Origin of the sequence: Arhodomonas aquaeolei DSM 8974 (genome assembly GCF_000374645.1) — a bacterium.
Taxonomy (GTDB): domain Bacteria; phylum Pseudomonadota; class Gammaproteobacteria; order Nitrococcales; family Nitrococcaceae; genus Arhodomonas; species Arhodomonas aquaeolei.
The window spans coordinates 389,907-407,586 of record NZ_KB894801.1 but is presented as its reverse complement, the minus strand read 5'-3'; the positions used below and the strand labels follow the sequence as shown (position 1 = coordinate 407,586).

Genomic DNA, 17,680 nt, shown 5'->3' with positions numbered 1-17,680 from the left:
TTGAGGGCGGCCCCATTGCAATGAAGATGCAAAAAGGGGCACGTCGTCGCCGAGCCATCGCGGATCGACGTGTTCGTCACGGGCGCGGAGCGGGTGAGATAAGGGACCTCTCTGGAAAAGGAATCCACGAGCCTGTCGATAAAGACTCACCCTATATATAGTATGCGGGAGAATAACCTATCCGCACAAGGCGTGTTCCGTGTGGACAGGGGAATAGAGGGAGGAGAACCATGGCCGCGACAATGGAACGTGGATTCACGGAGCGGATGAGCGATACCGGCGTGCTCACCCTGACGCTCACCAACGCCGGGCGTTACAACCCGCTGACCCGTGAGCTGCTGGACGATCTGCGCGAGCGGCTGGCGGAGGCGGCGGACGATGATGCCGTGCGCGTCGTGGTCATCGCCGCCGAGGGCAAGGCCTTCTCGGCCGGCCATGACCTCGCCGAGGTGCGCAGCGGCACCACCGAGGCCGAGCACCAGTCCCTGTTCGACGCCTGCGGCGACCTCATGCTGCAGATCAATCGTATGCCCCAGCCGGTAATCGCCCAGGTCCAGGGCATTGCCACCGGCGCCGGTTGCCAGCTCGTCGCCGCCTGCGACCTCGCCGTCGCCAGCGATGACGCCCGTCTCGCCACCTCCGGCATCAACCTGGGCCTGTTCTGCGGCACGCCCTCGGTGGCGGTCAGCCGGGCCATCGCGCCGAAACACGCCATGGAGATGCTGCTCACCGGCGAGTTCATCGACGCCGCCACCGCGGCGCGCATCGGCCTGATCAACCGCGCCGTGCCCGCCGATGAGCTGGAGGGCGAGGTGGACCGGCTGGCGGAGACCATCGCCGCCAAGGCGCCCACCGCGCGGCGGCTCGGCAAGCAGCTGTTCTACCGCCAGCTCGGCATGAGTCTGCCGGACGCCTATGCCGATGCGAGCCGCACCATGGCACGCAACATGATGGCCGAGGACGCCCAGGCGGGCATCGACGCCTTCCTCAACCGCAAGCGGCGGTGAGCGGGGCGGTGCGGCACGGACGGCCAGTGGTGCTAATGTAGTTCCCTGACAATACGAGAATGGCACAAGCCATCGTTCCGCTGCGGCGGGTTTGGGCGAGGAGGATGCCATGGTGGCTGGTGATGTCCGGGCCGGTGCGCCGGACCCGGATGGCGAGGACCGTGTCATGGAGGCCTGGGAACGCTACCTCATGGGGGGCGACGTTCCCACGGACACCATTCGCGGGTTGATCGAGTCGTCCTGGGCGCGATGCCGGGATGTCGGTGTCGATCCCGCCCGGCTGCACGCGCCGCTCGACGCCAACGAGGAACGGCTGGTATCGCTGCGCCAGCGTAACGAGGTCCTCGTTCACGCGGCCCAGGCGGTCTGCCGGCAGGCGCGGGAGTTCGTCGCGGAGTCCGGCACGGTGATGGTGATCACCGATCCCGGCGGCATTATCCTTCACTACGAGGGCGACACGTCCACGATGGACGCCGCCCACGACATCCGCCTGGTGCCCGGCGGCAACTGGAGCGAGGCGGTTGCTGGCACCAATGCCATCGGCACCGCGCTGGCGTTGCGCAGGCCGGTGCAGATCCATGCCGCGGAGCACTTCTGCGAGGGCGTCAAGGCCTGGACGTGCTCCGCCACCGTCATCGAGGATCCGTTCGACGGCAGCGTCCTCGGGGCCGTGGACATCTCCGGGCTGCGCACCACCTATGACCCCCATTGCCTCGCACTGGCCGTCACCACCGCCGCCCGCGTCCAGGAGCGGATCATGCAGGCGGAACTGGAACGGCGGGCGAAGCTGCTGGACGTTACTTTCGGCCGCCGGTGGGGCGGACCGCGGGACGGCCTGATCGCCTTCGACGACCGGGGCCGGTTGGTCAAGGCGAACGAGCACGCCGCCGCGGCGCTGCTGGCGCACGGTGTGCGTCTGGAGGCGTCCGGCGAGTTCGGTGTGCTGATGCGGGCCGATCACACGCTGGTGGACGCCACCGGACGGCAGATCCGGACCCTGCCTGCCGACTGGGTGCAGCCCGTGGAGACAAACGGCGATCGGGTGGGGTCGGTCGTGGTCATTCCCCTGGTGCACCGTGGCGCGAAGTCGCCCACGGCCCCCGCACGGCCTGTCGCCGGAGAGCGGTCCGCGGCGTTCGACGACATCGTGGCGAGCCGGCCCTCCCTGGCGCCGCAGGTGGAGCGCACCGAACGCCTCGCGAAGCTGCATATCCCCGTGCTCCTCCAGGGCGAGACCGGTGTCGGCAAGGAGGTCTTCGCACGGGCGATACACCGCGCCGGCCCCACGGCGGACGGGAACTTCGTGGCCCTGAACTGCGGCGGTCTCTCCCGGGAGTTGCTGACCAGCGAGCTGTTCGGCTATGTCGAGGGTGCCTTCACCGGGGCGCGCCGTGGTGGCATGGCGGGCAAGATCGAGGCGGCGGACGGCGGGACGCTGTTCCTCGACGAGATCGGCGAGATGCCGCTGGATATCCAGCCCCATTTCCTGCGCGTGCTCCAGGAGGGGGAGTTCTACCGCCTCGGCGATACCCGGCCGCGGAAGGTGCGGTTCCGCCTGCTGGCGGCGACCAATCGCGACTTGCGCGAGGAGATCGCCGCCGAGCGTTTCCGCATGGATCTGTTCTACCGCCTCTCGGTGATGTCGCTGACCATTCCGCCGCTTCGCGAGCACCGTGACGACATCGTCCCCCTGGCGCACCGGCTCGCCGCGGACGTGGCGGCGGCCCAGGGGCTGGCGGCGCCCGCCTTCGCCCCCGAGGTGGACGCGCTGCTTCGCCGTTACGACTGGCCCGGTAACGTCCGCGAACTCCACAACGCCATCGAGGCCGCCGTGCTCATGGCCGAGGGCGAGACCGTCGTGCCCGCCGACCTGCCGGAGGAGTACCACGCCGGCGCCCCCGGCGGGGGCCCGCCGCTGGGGGGCGCAAGTCTGGAAGCGGCGGAACACGAGGCCATCGTGCGCGCGATTCACGACAGTGCCGGCAACCTGACCCGTGCCGCGCGCGAGCTGGGCATCGCCAAGAGCACGCTCTACCTCAAGATGAAGCGGCTGGGCATCGACCGGGATTCCGCCCTCGACTGAATCCCGGGCCGGCGCGGGCGTTCGATCCCGGCACTGCTGCCGGCGTCCGATAGCGGCGTGCGTCGAACGTTTGGACGTTCGATTTCCGGACGTTCCCCAGGCGTCCCGGTAGCTCCTGTTAATCCATAAAATCCCATTTGAAACAGCGATCAATCACCTCCTCGCCCGTTCTGGCACACGCCGTGCAATAGCGCCTGGCGACGGCATCCGCCGTCCGCTAACGCACAACGAGGAGGAGAGACCGTGGAAGCACATACCGAGGCCGTGGAGGTGTTGGGTATCGATGCCGGGGGCACGATGACCGATACCTTCTTCGTCGATGCCGCCGGCGACTTCGTCGTCGGCAAGGCGCAGTCCAGTCCGGATGACGAGTCCGTGGCCCTGCTGAACTCGGCGGAGGACGCCCTGGCGCTGTGGGGGACCACCGTGGAACAGGCGTTCCCGGACATGGTCACCGCCGTGTATTCCGGGACCGCCATGCTCAACCGGGTCGTCTCGCGCAAGGGCCTGGAGGTGGGGCTGATCGTCAACCGGGGCATGGAGGACGTCCCCCGGATGGGCCGGGCCATTCAGTCGTATCTCGGCTATGCCTACGAGGACCGTCTGCACCTCAACACCCACCGCTACGACGAGCCGCTGGTCCCGCGTCGCCACACCCGGGGCGTGACCGAACGCATCGACTCCAAGGGCGACGTGGTCATCCCCCTGCGTGACGAGGAGGTGCGGGAGGCCGCCCGCGAGCTGCTCGGGGACGGTGTCCACGGGCTCGTCATCTGCCTGATGCACTCGTACAAGAATCCGGTCCACGAGCGTCGCGTCCGCGACCTGTGCACCGAGGTCGCCCGCGAGATGGGGCGGGACGTGACCATCGTCGCCTCGGCGGACTACTACCCGGTGCGCAAGGAATCCCACCGGATCAACACCACGGTGCTGGAGGCGTACGCCGCCGAGCCCTCCCGCAAGACCCTCCATCGGATCTCGGACCGGCTGCGCGACCACGGCACTCACTTCGACCTGCGGGTGATGGCGAGCCACGGCGGTACGATCGGCTGGAAGGCCAAGGAGCTGGCACGGACCCTGGTTTCCGGTCCCATCGGCGGGGTTATCGGCGCCAAGTACCTCGGCGACCAGCTCGGCTACAAGAACATCGCGTGCTCGGACATCGGCGGCACCAGCTTCGACATGGCGCTGATCACCGGTGGCGACTTCACCATCAAGCAGGACCCGGACATGGCCCGCCTGGTGCTGTCCCTGCCGCTGGTGGCGATGGACACCGTCGGCGCGGGTGCGGGCAGCTTCGTGCGGCTCGACCCGTACACCGGCGGGCTCAAGCTCGGGCCCGACAGCGCCGGCTACCGCGTCGGGGTGTGCTGGCCCGACAGCGGGCTGGAGACCGTGACCGTCTCCGACTGCCACCTCGTGCTGGGCTATCTCAACCCGGACAACTTCCTCGGCGGCGTGGTCAAGCTCGACCGCGAGCGTGCCTACCAGGCCGTGAGGGAGCAGCTCGCCGACCCCCTCAACCTCCCCGTCGAGGAGGCGGCCTCCGGGGTCATCGAGCTGCTCGACTTCGAGCTGCGGCAGTACCTGCGCTCCATGGTCAGCGCCAAGGGCTACAACCCCCAGGACTTCGTGTGTTTCTCCTACGGCGGCGCCGGGCCGGTGCACACCTACGGCTACACCGAGGACCTGGGCTTCGAGGACATCATCGTCCCGGCCTTCGCCGCGGGGTTCTCGGCGTTCGGCTGCGCGGCCGCGGAGTTCGAATACCGTTACGACATGAGCCAGGACATCTCCCTGGCCCCGGACGCGGGCGAGGCGGAACGCCGCAGCGCGGCGGAGACCCTGCAGAAGGGCTGGTCGGAGCTCACCGAGAAGGTCATCGAGGAGTTCCGTATCAACGGCTTCTCGCCCTCGGACGTGCAGCTCAAGCCCGGTTACCGCATGCAATACCGCGGCCAGCTCAACGACCTGGAGATCGACTCGCCCATCCCGAAGGCCGGTTCCGCCGACGACTGGGACCAGCTCGTCGATGCCTTCAACGAGCAGTACGGCCGCGTCTACGCCAACTCGGCCCGCTCACCGGAGCTCGGTTACAGCGTCACCGGCGCGATCATGCGCGGGGTGGTGGATACCACCAAGCCGAAGATCCCGGTGGAGCCGGAGGCCGGCGAGGCGCCCCCCGCGGAGGCCCATCTCGGTACCCGGCGGTTCTTCCGGCGTGGCCGCTGGTACGACGCGGACCTCTACCAGATGGAGACGCTGCAGGCGGGTAACCGGCTGCGGGGGCCGGTGGTGATCGAGTCGCCGGCCACCACCTTCGTTGTCCCCGACGGCTTCGAGACCCACCTCGACAAGCACCGGCTGTTCCATCTCAGGCAGCTGTAAACGATTCCGACAGGAGAGAGAGGAGAGACCATAATGAGTGCAGTAATGGACATGGGTGGCCGCGACGGCCTCACATGGGGCGGTGCCTCGCTCAAGTCCCACCGGGACGAGGTGCTGGCACGCACCCGTGAGACCGGGCATTACAACGGCTTCACGAGCCTGGCCCTGAAGGAACGCGAGCCGATCCGCTACGAGAAGATCTTCTCGCGGCTGCGCGGCGGGGTCGTCGACGCCCGCGAGACGGCCAAGCGGATCGCGGCCTCGCCGATCGTCGAGCAGGAGGGGGAGCTGTGCTTCACCCTCTACAACGCCGCCGGCGACTGCGTGGTGACCTCCACCGGCATCATCATCCATGTCGGCACCATGGGCGCGGCGATCAAGTACATGATCGAGAACGACTGGGAGGGCAATCCCGGTATCGAGCCCGGTGACATCTTCACCAACAACGACTGCTCCATCGGCAACGTGCATCCCTGCGATATCGCCAGCATCGTGCCCATCTTCCACGAGGGCGTGCTGGTGGGCTGGGTCGGCGGCGTCACCCACGTCATCGACACCGGCTCGGTGGCGCCCGGGTCGATGTCCACCGGCCAGGTCCAGCGTTTCGGCGACGGCTACCAGGTGACCTGCCGCAAGACCGGCACCAACGACCGGCTGCACAAGGACTGGCTGCACGAGAGCCAGCGCTCGGTGCGGGCCACCAGCTTCTGGGTCCTCGACGAGCGCACCCGGGTGGCCGGCTGCCACATGATCCGTGACATGGTCGAGGAGCTCATCCGCGAGGAGGGCATCGACGCCTGGGAGGAGTTCGCCTACGAGGTGGTCGAGGACGGGCGCCGCGGCCTGCAGAACCGCATCAAGTCGCTGACGATCCCCGGCAGGACGCGTCAGGTCGCGTTCGTGGACGTGCCCTACGAGCACGAGGACGTGCACCTGCCGTCCATGTTCGCCAAGACCAACAGCATCATGCACGCGCCCTCCACCGTGGAGATCCACAAGGACGGGACCTGGACCCTGGACTTCGACGGCGCGAGCCGCTGGGGCTGGCATACCTTCAACGCGAACCAGGTGGCGTTCACCAGCGGTATCTGGGTGATGATGACCCAGACCCTCGTGCCCACGGAGCGGGTCAACGACGGCGCCTACTACGGCACGACCTTCCGGCTGCCGAAGGGCACCTGGATGAACCCCGACGACCGCCGTACCGGCCACTCCTACGCCTGGCACTTCCTGGTCTCGGGATGGAGCGCCCTGTGGCGGGGCCTGTCCCGGAACTACTTCGGCCGCGGCTACCTGGAAGAGGTCAACGCCGGTAACGCCAACACCAGCAACTGGCTGCAGGGCGGCGGCTTCAACCAGGACGGCGAGCTCCACGCGGTGAACAGCTTCGAGTCCGCCGCCGAGGGCACCGGTGCCTGTGCGGTCAAGGACGGCCTCGACCATGCCGCCGCGATCTGGAACCCGGAGGGCGACATGGGCGACATGGAGATCTGGGAGCTCGCCGAGCCCCTCGTCTACCTGGGCCGTTCGATCAAGACCAACTCCGGCGGCTACGGCAAGTACCGCGGCGGCTGCGGTTTCGAGACCCTGCGCATGGTGCACAACGCCGGCGACTGGACCATGTACTTCATGGGCAACGGCTACATGGTGAGCGACTGGGGGCTCATGGGCGGCTATCCCGCCGCGACCGGCTACCGCTTCGAGGCCCACGACACGGGGCTGCGCGAGCGCATCGACAAGGGCCTGTCGCTGCCCCTCGGCGGCGACACCGACCCGGACCACCCCGACTACGAGAACCACCTGGGCCCCAACGCCCGCGTCAAGCGGGACCAGCAGGGCATGACCACGGAGGACTGCTTCGAGAACACCGACCTCTACCTCAACTACCTCCGCGGCGGACCCGGCTTCGGCGACCCCCTGGAGCGAGCCCCCGCCGGGATCGAGGCGGACCTCAACGGCGGCTACCTGCTGCCGCGTTACGCCGAGAAGGTCTACGGCGCCGTGATCCATCAGGACGGTGACGGGCAGTGGCGGGTGGATGCCGAGGCGACGCAGCGGCGCCGCGAGGAGATCCGCCAGGAGCGCATCGCCCGGGCCCGTCCCACCCGCGAGTGGATGCGCGAGGAGCGTGAGCGGATCATCGCCCACGACGCCTCCACCCAGGTCCGGCAGATGTTCGCCTGCAGCTTCGGGCTCAGCGAGCGTTTCCTCGAGGAGTTCCGGGCCTTCTGGGAGCTGCCCGAGGACTGGAAGCTCGTGGAGGAGGATCTCGGGGTGCCCACCTACGGGGCGCGTCCCGAACACCGCATGGATCTCGGCGAGCTGCCGGACGTGCGCAAGGTGATTCTGGTCGAGGAATAGGGGAGAGACCACATCATGAGCAGCTATACGAAGAAGGACGTCCAGGAGCTGGTCGACGGCACCCTGGGCTGGGAGACGACCCACCGCATGCTCTCCATGCCCAAGGACGCGCAACGTTTCGTCCTCTACCGGGAGGTGCTGCAGGAGAAGGTCGACTGGGACGACCCGATACTCCTGCCGCTGGGGCCCCACCTCTACGTCGTGGTCAACGCCGACGGCGACTGGGTGACCCAGTGCTCCTGCGGGCACGAGTTCTGCGACTATCGCCAGAACTGGAAGCTCGAGGCCCTCGTCCACGTCCGTGACAGCAAGGACGAGCTCAACGAGCTCTACCCGGAGCTGATGTCGCCGGACCCCGAGTGGCAGGTCTACCGCGAGTACTACTGTCCGAAGTGCGGCGTCCAGCACGACGTCGAGGCGCCGACGCCGTGGTACCCGGTCATCCACGACTTCGAGCCCGACATCGAGACGTTCTACCGGGACTGGCTGGAGATCCCGCTCCCGCAACGCGGTCAATGAACCGCACGGGCCGCCGTCGAGGCGGCCCGTTTTTTTCGGTTGGTCGCACCGGGCGGAAGCGAATCGGCGTTTCCGCCCGCACCTTGCCTGTCCAGGAGACGCCGGGCACGGAGGTCGCACACGGCCGTGCGCGACCACCGCTCCCCGCGACTGCCGGCTGCCAGGAGCAGCGGTCCCCGCGAATCGCCTGATACGCGAGACGGCATCTATCGCAACGCCCCCGCGCCGGTTGGGCGCCGCAGGCGTGCAACGCCCCAGGCGGACGCCGGGCATCGCCTGCTCCCGACCCGTCATCCGCGATCCGTTTCCGGGAGGGCACGGTGAGCCGACGCCTTCCGCGGTGGGCGGCGGGGGTGGTGTCGTGCTGCAATACCGGTTCACCCCGGCCGGCGCGGCCGGGCACTGCCGGGGACGCCCGCAACCGCCGGCTGGCGGACAGTGCCGGGCGACGCCGCGGGGGACCGACCAACGGAGGGAGCCATGCGCTGGCGCGGTGTGCATCATGTGGAGTTCTCGGTGCTCGATTACGAGCGTTCCATCGCCTTCTACGACCGGATGTTCGGCTGGCTCGGTTATCACAGCTTCTGGACGCTGGACGTCGGATATCGCTCCACCTACTACATGGCGCGTTACCCCTTCGCGCACAGCTACATCGGTATTCAGCCGGCGCGGACCGGTGAGCGGCTGCACCACGACGAGCACGCCACCGGTATCCATCACATCGCGCTGTGGGCGCGCCGCCGGCGGGAGGTTGACGACTTCCGCCGCGAGTTCCTCGCCAACGCGCCGGTCACCGTCACCGACGAGCCGGCGGAGTACCCGGTCTACGCGCCGGGCTATTACGCGGTGTTCTTCTCCGACCCGACCGGGATACGCTGGGAGCTCGCGCACACGCCGTTCCTGCCCGGCATCGGGGCAATCCGCCGCTCACTGCGGGTCGCGCGGCAGCTCCGGCGGGAACACCCGGAATGGCGCCAGCACCCCGTGCGCGAGATGCAGCGCACGCTGCCCTCCCGCGAGGAGGCGGCGGGGGAGGAATGACCATGGCAGGGAATCACTGGCAGCCGTATCCCGTCGAACGCGCGCGGCGTTACCTGGAGCCGGGGCCCGTGGTGCTGGTGTCCTCGGCATGGGCGGGCGGGCGCAACGTGATGACGCTCGGCTGGCACACGGTCATGGAGTTCTCGCCTGCGCTCGTCGGCTGCATGATCTCCGCGGGCAACCACAGCTTCGGGCTGATCCGCGAGGCCGGCGAGTGCGTCATCAATCTGCCGACCCTCGAGCTGCTCGACGCGGTGGTGGGCGTGGGCAATACCACCGGCGCCTCGGTGGACAAGTTCGAGCGCTTCGGCCTCACGCCGGCGTCGGGTGAGGTCGTGGCGGCGCCGCTGATCCGCGAGTGCCACGCGGCGTTCGAGTGCCGGCTGGCCGGGGACCGCCTGGTCCCGGACTACAACTTCTTCGTCTGGGAGATCGTGCGCGCCTGGGTGAAACCGGCGCCGGCGTGGCCGCGGACGGTGCACTACACCGGCGACGGGGTGTTCATGGTCTCCGGCGGGACCGTCGACCGGAGCGCCGACTTCCGGGCTGAGATGCTGCTGTCGCCTTCGGGCTAGCCCCGGCCCTGGTTGCCGATGACGCGCTCACCCGATTCGGCATCCCCGGCATGCCCCGACAGCGCCGAGGCCAGGCGGCGCAGGCTGTGCTCCACGGTCTCCAGCTCCTCGAGGGAGAGGGCGTCGAGCCGGTCGCCGAGGTGCGCCATGTGGGCCGGGAAGACCTCGTCGAACAGTGCCTCGCCCTCGCCGGTGAGCCGGACGTAGACGCAGCGGCGGTCCTGCTCGCAGGGCACGCGCTCCACCAGCCCCTTCTGCTCCAGCCGGTCGACCACGCCGGTGAGGGTGGTCTTGTAGATCAGCGTCCGGTGGCCGAGCTCGGAGAAGGTCATGCCCTCGGTGTTGCCGAGCGTGCAGATGACGTCGAACTGCGGGGCGCTGAGGCCGGTGGTGCGGATATGGGCCCCGGAGTACTGCTCGAAGGACTGCCAGGCCTCGGCAAGGGCTCGGATAACGCGAGCGAACGGTGCGCTGCTGGTGTGATAGCGGCTCATGGGGACGGAATCATATCGGGCATTGGCACCTCGGCAAAGCCCCACCGGCTTGAAAGTGGCGGTGAGACACGCCAGCTAACGAATTGTCCTTATACGAACAATGGAGATATCTTATGAGTGATGCAAGTCGCCGTATCCTTTTCGTGCTCACGGGCAACGACCGTCTCGGCGATACCGGCGAGCCCACGGGGGTATTCCTCGCCGAGGCTGCACACCCGTATGACGTCGTCACGAAGGCCGGCTACGAGGTGGACTTCGCCAGCCCCACCGGCGGTCCGGTGCACTTCGACCCGCGCAGCACCGGCGACCGTGATCCGGTCTCCGATGCGTTCTACAGCGACGAGGCCATCCAGGGCCGCCTGCAGGACACCCTCGACGCCCGGACATTGCGTGCCGAGGATTACGCGGCGGTGTTCTTCGTCGGCGGTCACGGCACGATGTGGGATTTCCCGGACAGCGAGGCCCTGCAGCGCCTCACCGCCGGCATCTACGAGGGCGGCGGCGCGGTCGGCGCCGTCTGCCACGGCCCGTCCGCGCTGGTGAACGTGCGCCTCTCCGACGGCTCGTACCTGGTGGCCGGGCGCGAGGTCGCCGGGTTCACCACTGAAGAGGAGCAGGCGGTCAAGCTCGACGGGGTCGTGCCGTTCCTGCTCGACCAGCGGCTCACCGAGCGTGGTGCCCGCCACACCAAGGCGGAGAAGCCCTTCACCGCCCACGTCGTGCGCGACGGCCGGCTCGTCACCGGGCAGAATCCGCCGTCCTCCAAGGGTACCGCCGAGGCGCTGATCGAGGCCCTGAAGTAGTGCACCCACGGCCGCGCCCGCCCGGCGCGGCCGTCACGCCGGTGTAACGCCGCTCCGCCACACTGCCCGCCCGGTTCACGGGGTACAGGGAGCGGGACCCGATGCGAATCACCATTCACGCCGCCGGCTATCCACTGACGCGCAGCAGTTACCGGCTGATCCGGCGGCGTATCAAGGCCTGTCTGGCGGACCCGGACTGGCCCGGCCGGCTGTGGGTGCACCCGGTCCAGGCCGGGGCGCGGGTATCCTGCCGGCTGATGCTGGAGCGCCGTGGCGGCGGGCTGCTGCGTTGCGAGGCCAGCGGGGCGACCCTCGGTTCGGCGCTGGACGCCTGCCTGCGGGCCCTTCGGGACTGGGCGCCCGGCGTGCTCGACCGCGCGCCGGCGATAGACGTGCGCCCGGCGGTGTGAGCGTCCGGGGCGTCAGGACGCCCTTGCGAGAGCCTGCAGGAACGCCTCGCCGTACTTCTCCAGCTTGTGCCGGCCCACGCCGCTGACGCCGGCGAGCTCCTCCAGGGTGCCGGGGCGCTGCCAGAGCATCTCCATGAGCGTGGCGTCGTGGAAGACGACGTAGGGCGGCACGCCCTCGGCCTCGGCGATCTCGCGCCGGCACTGGCGCAGCGCGTCCCAGCGCTCCCGGTCGGCGGGCTGGATCTGGGCGCTGCTGCCGCGTTCGGCACTGCGGCGCTGGGGCCGCGCCGGATCCCGCCGCGCGACGAAGCCCTGCTCGCCGCGCAGCAGCGGCCGGCAGGCCTCGGCCAGGCGCAGGCCGCCGTGGCCCTCCGGGTCCGGCTGTACCAGCCCCTGGGCGAGCATCTGCCGGATCAGGGACTGCCACGTGCCGCGGGCGATGTCGCGGCCGATGCCGTAGGTGGAGAGGCGGTCGTGACCGAGCTCGCCGATGCGCGCGGCGGTGCCGCCGGTGAGGACCTCGATGATGTGATTGGCACCGAAGCGCTGGCCCGTGCGGTAGATGCACGAGAGCAGCTTCTGCGCGGCCTCGGTGGCGTCCCAGGTCTCCGGCGGATCGAGGCAGTTGTCGCAGTTGCCACACGCACCCGGATGGCTTTCGTCGAACCAGCCGAGCAGGGCCTGGCGCCGGCAGCCGGTGTGCTCGCAGAAGCCGAGCAGTGCCTCCAGGCGCTGGCCCTCCAGGCGCTTGTGGCGCTCGTCCGCCTCGGAGTCCTCGAGCATGGCGCGCAGGCGGTAGACGTCGCGGGTGCCGTAGAGCAGCAGTGCCTCGGCGGGCAGGCCATCGCGCCCGGCGCGGCCGGTCTCCTGGTAGTACGCCTCCAGGCTCTTGGGCAGGTCCATGTGCACCACGAAGCGCACGTCCGGCTTGTCGATACCCATGCCGAAGGCGATGGTCGCCACCATCACGATGCCGTCCTCGCGCAGGAATCGGCGCTGGTGGGTCTCGCGCAGGCTGGCGGGCAGGCCGGCGTGGTAGGGCAGGGCGTTGACGTCCCGGGCCATCAGCCACTCGGCGACGTCCTCCGTGGCACGACGGCTCATGCAGTAGATGATGCCGGACTCGCCCGGGTGAGCGTCGCGGATGAACTCCAGGATCTGCTGGCGTGCCCGCTCCTTGGCGCGGATGCGGTAGCGGATGTTGGGCCGGTCGAAGCTCGCGACGAAGGTCTCCGCCCCGGCGGGCAGGAGGTTGCGCTCGATCTCGCCGCGGGTGCGGGCGTCCGCGGTCGCGGTGAGGGCGACCAGCGGCACATCCGGGAAGCGCTCGGCGATGCGGCCGAGCTGGAGGTACTCCGGGCGGAAGTCGTGGCCCCACTGGGAGACGCAGTGGGCCTCGTCGATGGCGAACAGCGCGATGCGCTGGCGCTCCAGCCGTGGCAGCAGGCCGCCGCCGAGCAGGCGCTCGGGGGCGACGTAGAGCAGGTCCAGCTCGCCGGCGGCGAGGTCGCGCTCGCAGCGCTCGCGCTCGTCCGGGGCCAGCCCGGAGTGCAGGCAGGCGGCGCGCACGCCGTAGTGGCGCAGGGCCTCGACCTGGTCCTGCATCAGGGCGATCAGCGGCGAGACCACCACGCCCGTGCCCTCGCGCAGCAGCGCGGGGATCTGGTAGCACAGGGACTTGCCGCCGCCGGTGGGCATGAGCGCGAGCGCCGAGCGGCCGCCGGCAACGGCGTCGATGATCTCGCGCTGGCGGCCGCGGAAGTCCTCGTAGCCGAAGGTCTCGCGCAGGATGGCGAGCGCCGCATCCGTGTCCGGGGCTGTCTGCATGATCGCGCGGGCTGGTGCCGAAAGGGTCCGCTAATCTATCGTATTCCGCCGAGAGTGTCCGCCCCCGCGGAACCGCAAGGAGGCCGAATGACCGATACCGACACGTCGCTGCGGGCGTTGCTGCAGCACACACACACCATCGCCGTGGTGGGGCTCTCGCCGAAGCCGCAGCGGCCGAGCCACGGTGTCGCGCAGTACCTGCAGGCCCACGGCTACCGCGTCATCCCGGTGAACCCGGGGCACGAGACCATCCTCGGCGAGACCAGCTATCCGGACCTGCGCTCGATCCCGGAGCCGGTGGACATGGTCGACGTCTTCCGCCGTCCGGACCAGGTGGCGGCGGTGGTGGAAGACGCCGTCGCCATCGGCGCGCCGTCGCTCTGGCTCCAGCTCGGCGTGATCGACGAGGCCGCGGCGCAGCGCGCCCGCGACGCCGGCCTCACCGTGGTGATGGACCGCTGCCTGAAGATCGAGCACGCCCGCCTGATCGGCGACGGCTGAGGCCGCTCAGCCCCGGGGCCGGTCCGCCCGGATGTGCGCCCCGGCGTCCAGCGTGGCCGGGTCGAGGGTGTACAGCGCGTCGATGAAGTGCACCGCAAAGCTGCCCGGGCCGGCGGCGCGCTCCCCGGCGTGTTCCCCGGCGACGGCGAAGCCGGCGAGGGCGGCGGCGGTATCCTCCAGGGGCATGCCGCCGGCAGCCACGAATGCCGCCACCACGCCGGTGAGTGCACAGCCCATGGCGGTGACCCGCGGCATCATCGCGTGACCGTTGGCGATGCGCAGGGCACGGACACCGTTGGTGACGTAGTCCTCCGGGCCGGTGACGGCGACCACCGCGCCGGTGTGGCGGGCAAGGGCGTCGGCCCCGGTCTCCGCGGCGGTGACGGTGTCGCCGGTGTCGACGCCGCGGCCGGCGGCGTGCGCGCCGGCCAGGGTCAGGATCTCGGAGGCGTTGCCGCGGATAACCGCGGGGCCCAGCTCGACGAGCCGGGAGCCCAGCTCGCGGCGGTAGGCCGTGGCGCCCAAGGCCACCGGGTCGAGCACCCAGGGCGTATCCGCGCTGCGGGCCGCGTCCACCGCCGTCTCCATTGCCGTCGCCTGAGGCGCGGTGATCGTGCCGATATTGATCGCGAGGGCATCCGCCAGCGCCGCGAACTCGCCGACCTCCTCGTTCGCCTGGACCATCGCCGGCGAGGCCCCGACGGCGAGCAGGACGTTGGCGAGGAAGTTCATCGACACGTCGTTGGTGATGTTGTGCACCAGCGGTGCCGTCTCGCGCATGCGTGCGAGGCGATCGCCGGCGTGGATGGGGCTGGGCGTATCCGTCATGTCCGTCTCCGCTCGTGGTGGCCTCCACCGGGTTCTCAGAGAATGGACTCCAGCGGTGCCGGGATGTGAAGCGGCGCCGGCATCATCGACTCCCGAGTGACATCCGGCGGCGTGGGCTGGCCGAGCCTCGTCACCCGGCGTAGCAGCTCATAGTAGCGGCGGATATTGGCGACGTAGCGTACCGGCTCCCAGCCACGGGCGTAGCCGTGCTGGACACGGCTGTACCAGCGCTTCTTCGCCAGCAGGGGCAGGTTGTCACGCACGTCCAGCCATTTATCCGGGTCGCCGCCGCGCATCTCCGTGATCCGCCGGGCGTCCTCCAGGTGACCGAGGCCGACGTTGTACGCCGCCAGGGTGAACCAGGTGCGGTTTGGCTCCTCGATGTCGTCAGGCAGGCGCCCGCGCAGGGAATTCAAGTAGGTCGCGCCGCCGCTGATGCTCTGGGCCGGGTCGCGGCGGTTGTCGATGCCGACGAACTGCGCGGTGTCCTGTGTGAGCATCATCACCCCGCGCACCCCGGTGGGGGATACCGCGTCCGGGTTCCAGTGGGACTCCTGGTAGCCGATGGCCGCGAGCAGCCGCCAGTCCAGGTCCTCCTTTTTCGCTGCCTGTTGGAAGGCCCGGCGTAGCGGGGGCAGCCGCTTCGTGATGTGGCGGAGGAAGGTCCGGGTGCCGACGTAGTCGAACTCGCTCAGGTGGCCGAAATACTCGTCGCGCAGTACGGCGAGCATGCCGGCATCGCGCACCGCGGCGAGGTGCTCATTGATCGCATCGCGCAGGGCGCCGTCACTCGCGCGCATCATGAAAGCCAGCCCCCGGGGCGGTCCCAGCTTCATCCCTGCGCGCAGCTCCGGGTAGAACGGGCGGTTCAGCGCCAGGCGCAGCTTGTCCGTCACCGCGTAGTCCGAGCGTTCGCGCCAGACGCGGTAGAGCAGGTCCTCCGCCGTGTGGTTGGCGAGGGGCTTCCATTCGATGCCTGGATGCTCGGCGGCCAGCTCGGCGAGGCGCTCGGCATGCACGGAGTGGGCGATGGCCTCGATGTGCCGGCCGGACAGGTCGTCGATGGACTCCGGCGCCTTCGCGCCCTGGCGATAGATCACACGGGGCTGGGTCTGGAGGTAGCTGTCACTGAAAATGAACCGCCGCCGGCGCTCCTGCGTCGGGCTCATCGTCGCGGCGACCAGGTCCACGCCACCGTTCTCCAGCAGCGCCGTCGCCTCCGCGGGGGTGGTGACGGGCTGGATCTCGAGCTTGACGTCGAGCCCGCTGGCGATGTCCTTGAGCAGCTCGTACTCGAAGCCGCTGGGCTCGTCTCCCGCCGCCGGGGCATAGGAGGCCGGGCCCACGCGCATGGCGACCGAGAGCACGCCGCCGTCGCGTATCTGGTCCAGGCGGTCGGGGCCGTCGAACCCGCCCGCTCCGGTGAGCGCGAGCAGGGCGAGCAGCGTCGTGGCGATCGCGAGATGTGGCGCGAGTCTCGACATGTGGTCCAGGGGTGTTCGCCAGCGAAGGCTTTATTGTAGACTACGCCACTCGTCGGGCGCAGACGTCCCGGCGTGACGGCACGGAGAGGTGGCTGAGTGGTCGAAAGCGCCGCACTCGAAATGCGGTGACCCTTTACGGGGTCCGGGGGTTCGAATCCCTCCCTCTCCGCCAGATTCCTCAAGCCCGCCGTTCGGCGGGCTTATCCTTCCCGAAAAGCTCGTTGCATAGCCCTCGGCAGGCCGGCCGGTACCACGCGGAGTGCCAGAGTAACTGGCGCCCGTTGCCGGCGGAGGTGACGGCGGCGCGCTGTACCCTCTAACCTGGTCGTACGTACTGAGCAATCGGGTGTATGCCCTGTTCGTGACCGTGATCCGGCAAGGGGACTTGGGGCAATGACGGACAGCTGGTCCCGTGCGGAGGTGGCCGCGACGGTAGCCGACTACCTGGATATGCTCGAGGCCGAGCTCTCGGGGGTGCGCTACAACAAGACGGCGCATCGGCAGCGGCTTCTCCCCCGCCTGAACGGCCGTTCGGCACAGGCGGTGGAGTACAAGCACGCGAATATAAGTGCCGCGCTCATCGATCTCGGCTTCCCGTTCATCGCGGGCTACAAGCGTCGCAGCAACTACCAGGGCGCGCTTCTCGAGGAGGTCTCGGAGCAGCTTGCGACGCGGGAGCGACTGCTGGAGATCGCGGCGGATAGCGCGGATCGGCGGGTCACCGTGCCGGAGGTCGACGACATCCTCGCCGTCCTGACAGAACGGCCGAAAGGCCGGACACGACAGCCTCGGGTCGCGGAGGCACCGGTGCGCCGGCCGCCGTTCAGCGTGAATTACCTGGAGCGCGAGGCGCGGAATCGATCCCTGGGCGAGGCCGGCGAGCGGTTCGTCATCAACTACGAGTGCGCCCGGCTCATTCAGGCGGGCAGGGAACCGCTGGCGGCACGCATAGAGCATGTCGCCAGGACCCGTGGCGACGGAGCGGGTTACGATGTCCTGTCCTTCGAGTCCTCCGGTGCCCCCCGGCTGATCGAGGTGAAGACTACCAAGTACGGCCAGGACACGCCGTTCTTCCTCTCCCGCAACGAGGTGGATGTCTCTGCGGAGGCGCAGGGGCAATATCACCTCTACCGGTTGTTCGATTTCGCGGCAGCGCCGCGGCTGTTCATCCTCGAGGGCCAGCTTTCCGGAACCTGTCATCTGTCTGCATCGACGTTCATCGCTACCGCCGCGTGAGCCGCGTATCGTCCCGCTTTTTCCCGGTTCGTCAATGGCTTTTCGCCTTGTCGACGTCCTGCGTCTGAACCATGCTGCAAGTGGTGTAGAGGATATCCCCAGGATGGTGTAGCCGCGGACAGC

At 69.2% G+C, this 17,680-nt stretch carries 15 protein-coding genes and 1 tRNA gene; 12 read left to right on the top strand and 4 right to left on the bottom strand.

Annotated features, from left to right (window positions below; all coding sequences use genetic code 11):
* Positions 1-230 precede the first annotated feature (230 nt).
* The 7 genes from C516_RS0104110 (at position 231) to C516_RS0104080 (ending at position 9,974) form a co-directional block, all read left to right on the top strand.
* Positions 231-1,007 (top strand): enoyl-CoA hydratase, encoded by a 777-nt coding sequence (locus tag C516_RS0104110; protein WP_018717100.1) that lies wholly within the window; start codon positions 231-233, stop codon positions 1,005-1,007.
* Positions 1,008-1,116: 109 nt separating this feature from the next.
* Positions 1,117-3,090 carry a sigma-54-dependent Fis family transcriptional regulator gene (locus C516_RS0104105; protein ID WP_018717099.1) on the top strand — a complete coding sequence of 658 codons (1,974 nt, stop codon included), beginning with the start codon at positions 1,117-1,119 and terminating at the stop codon, positions 3,088-3,090.
* A 243-nt stretch (positions 3,091-3,333) separates the two neighbouring features.
* Positions 3,334-5,478 (top strand): hydantoinase/oxoprolinase family protein, encoded by a 2,145-nt coding sequence (locus tag C516_RS0104100; protein WP_018717098.1) that lies wholly within the window; start codon positions 3,334-3,336, stop codon positions 5,476-5,478.
* 33 nt (positions 5,479-5,511) lie between these two features.
* Entirely contained in the window at positions 5,512-7,839 is a 2,328-nt protein-coding gene (locus C516_RS0104095; RefSeq protein ID WP_051088183.1) for a hydantoinase B/oxoprolinase family protein, read from the top strand.
* 15 nt (positions 7,840-7,854) lie between these two features.
* Positions 7,855-8,358 carry an acetone carboxylase subunit gamma gene (locus C516_RS0104090; RefSeq protein WP_018717096.1) on the top strand — a complete coding sequence of 168 codons (504 nt, stop codon included), beginning with the start codon at positions 7,855-7,857 and terminating at the stop codon, positions 8,356-8,358.
* A 480-nt stretch (positions 8,359-8,838) separates the two neighbouring features.
* The gene (locus tag C516_RS0104085; RefSeq protein WP_018717095.1) at positions 8,839-9,399 is read left to right on the top strand and encodes a VOC family protein; all 561 of its coding nucleotides are present in this window, start codon (positions 8,839-8,841) and stop codon (positions 9,397-9,399) included.
* Positions 9,400-9,401: 2 nt separating this feature from the next.
* Positions 9,402-9,974, top strand: a complete 573-nt coding sequence (locus C516_RS0104080; protein WP_040409170.1) for a flavin reductase family protein — start codon at positions 9,402-9,404, stop codon at positions 9,972-9,974.
* On the opposite strand, the gene C516_RS0104075 is transcribed toward C516_RS0104080, so the two are convergent.
* Positions 9,971-10,468, bottom strand: coding sequence for a MarR family winged helix-turn-helix transcriptional regulator (locus C516_RS0104075; protein WP_018717093.1), 498 nt, complete (start codon positions 10,466-10,468; stop codon positions 9,971-9,973). The genes C516_RS0104080 and C516_RS0104075 overlap by 4 nt on opposite strands.
* Positions 10,469-10,581: 113 nt before the next feature.
* Between C516_RS0104075 and C516_RS0104070 the strand changes: the two genes are divergently transcribed.
* Positions 10,582-11,271 carry a type 1 glutamine amidotransferase domain-containing protein gene (locus C516_RS0104070; protein ID WP_018717092.1) on the top strand — a complete coding sequence of 230 codons (690 nt, stop codon included), beginning with the start codon at positions 10,582-10,584 and terminating at the stop codon, positions 11,269-11,271.
* A 101-nt stretch (positions 11,272-11,372) separates the two neighbouring features.
* Positions 11,373-11,681, top strand: coding sequence for a hypothetical protein (locus tag C516_RS0104065; protein WP_018717091.1), 309 nt, complete (start codon positions 11,373-11,375; stop codon positions 11,679-11,681).
* 12 nt (positions 11,682-11,693) lie between these two features.
* On the opposite strand, the gene recQ is transcribed toward C516_RS0104065, so the two are convergent.
* On the bottom strand, positions 11,694-13,508 hold the full coding sequence (gene recQ / locus C516_RS0104060; RefSeq protein WP_018717090.1) for a DNA helicase RecQ: 1,815 nt from the start codon (positions 13,506-13,508) through the stop codon (positions 11,694-11,696).
* A gap of 87 nt (positions 13,509-13,595) precedes the next feature.
* Between recQ and C516_RS0104055 the strand changes: the two genes are divergently transcribed.
* A complete protein-coding gene (locus C516_RS0104055; protein WP_018717089.1) occupies positions 13,596-14,009 on the top strand; it encodes a CoA-binding protein in 414 nt (137 codons plus the stop codon).
* Between the two features lie 6 nt (positions 14,010-14,015).
* On the opposite strand, the gene thiM is transcribed toward C516_RS0104055, so the two are convergent.
* Both thiM and mltF read right to left on the bottom strand, forming a co-directional pair.
* The gene (gene thiM / locus C516_RS0104050; protein ID WP_018717088.1) at positions 14,016-14,837 is read right to left on the bottom strand and encodes a hydroxyethylthiazole kinase; all 822 of its coding nucleotides are present in this window, start codon (positions 14,835-14,837) and stop codon (positions 14,016-14,018) included.
* A 35-nt stretch (positions 14,838-14,872) separates the two neighbouring features.
* Positions 14,873-16,321 carry a membrane-bound lytic murein transglycosylase MltF gene (gene mltF, locus C516_RS18495; RefSeq protein ID WP_018717087.1) on the bottom strand — a complete coding sequence of 483 codons (1,449 nt, stop codon included), beginning with the start codon at positions 16,319-16,321 and terminating at the stop codon, positions 14,873-14,875.
* An 82-nt stretch (positions 16,322-16,403) separates the two neighbouring features.
* On the opposite strand from mltF, the gene C516_RS0104040 reads away from it, so the two are divergent.
* A tRNA-Ser gene (locus C516_RS0104040) sits at positions 16,404-16,493 on the top strand.
* Between the two features lie 221 nt (positions 16,494-16,714).
* Positions 16,715-17,557, top strand: coding sequence for a protein NO VEIN domain-containing protein (locus tag C516_RS0104035; RefSeq protein ID WP_018717086.1), 843 nt, complete (start codon positions 16,715-16,717; stop codon positions 17,555-17,557).
* Positions 17,558-17,680: the final 123 nt, after the last annotated feature.

Bases quoted from the DNA above. Each gene is read 5' to 3' on its own strand.
- C516_RS0104055 (WP_018717089.1), top strand. From the start codon at position 13,596: ATGACCGATACCGACACGTCGCTGCGGGCGTTGCTGCAGCACACACAC.
- mltF (WP_018717087.1), bottom strand. From the start codon at position 16,321: ATGTCGAGACTCGCGCCACATCTCGCGATCGCCACGACGCTGCTCGCC.
- thiM (WP_018717088.1), bottom strand. From the start codon at position 14,837: ATGACGGATACGCCCAGCCCCATCCACGCCGGCGATCGCCTCGCACGC.
- C516_RS0104075 (WP_018717093.1), bottom strand. From the start codon at position 10,468: ATGAGCCGCTATCACACCAGCAGCGCACCGTTCGCTCGCGTTATCCGA.
- C516_RS0104095 (WP_051088183.1), top strand. From the start codon at position 5,512: ATGAGTGCAGTAATGGACATGGGTGGCCGCGACGGCCTCACATGGGGC.
- C516_RS0104110 (WP_018717100.1), top strand. From the start codon at position 231: ATGGCCGCGACAATGGAACGTGGATTCACGGAGCGGATGAGCGATACC.
- C516_RS0104090 (WP_018717096.1), top strand. From the start codon at position 7,855: ATGAGCAGCTATACGAAGAAGGACGTCCAGGAGCTGGTCGACGGCACC.
- C516_RS0104065 (WP_018717091.1), top strand. From the start codon at position 11,373: ATGCGAATCACCATTCACGCCGCCGGCTATCCACTGACGCGCAGCAGT.
- C516_RS0104070 (WP_018717092.1), top strand. From the start codon at position 10,582: ATGAGTGATGCAAGTCGCCGTATCCTTTTCGTGCTCACGGGCAACGAC.
- C516_RS0104080 (WP_040409170.1), top strand. From the start codon at position 9,402: ATGGCAGGGAATCACTGGCAGCCGTATCCCGTCGAACGCGCGCGGCGT.
- C516_RS0104105 (WP_018717099.1), top strand. From the start codon at position 1,117: ATGGTGGCTGGTGATGTCCGGGCCGGTGCGCCGGACCCGGATGGCGAG.
- recQ (WP_018717090.1), bottom strand. From the start codon at position 13,508: ATGCAGACAGCCCCGGACACGGATGCGGCGCTCGCCATCCTGCGCGAG.
- C516_RS0104035 (WP_018717086.1), top strand. From the start codon at position 16,715: ATGACGGACAGCTGGTCCCGTGCGGAGGTGGCCGCGACGGTAGCCGAC.
- C516_RS0104085 (WP_018717095.1), top strand. From the start codon at position 8,839: ATGCGCTGGCGCGGTGTGCATCATGTGGAGTTCTCGGTGCTCGATTAC.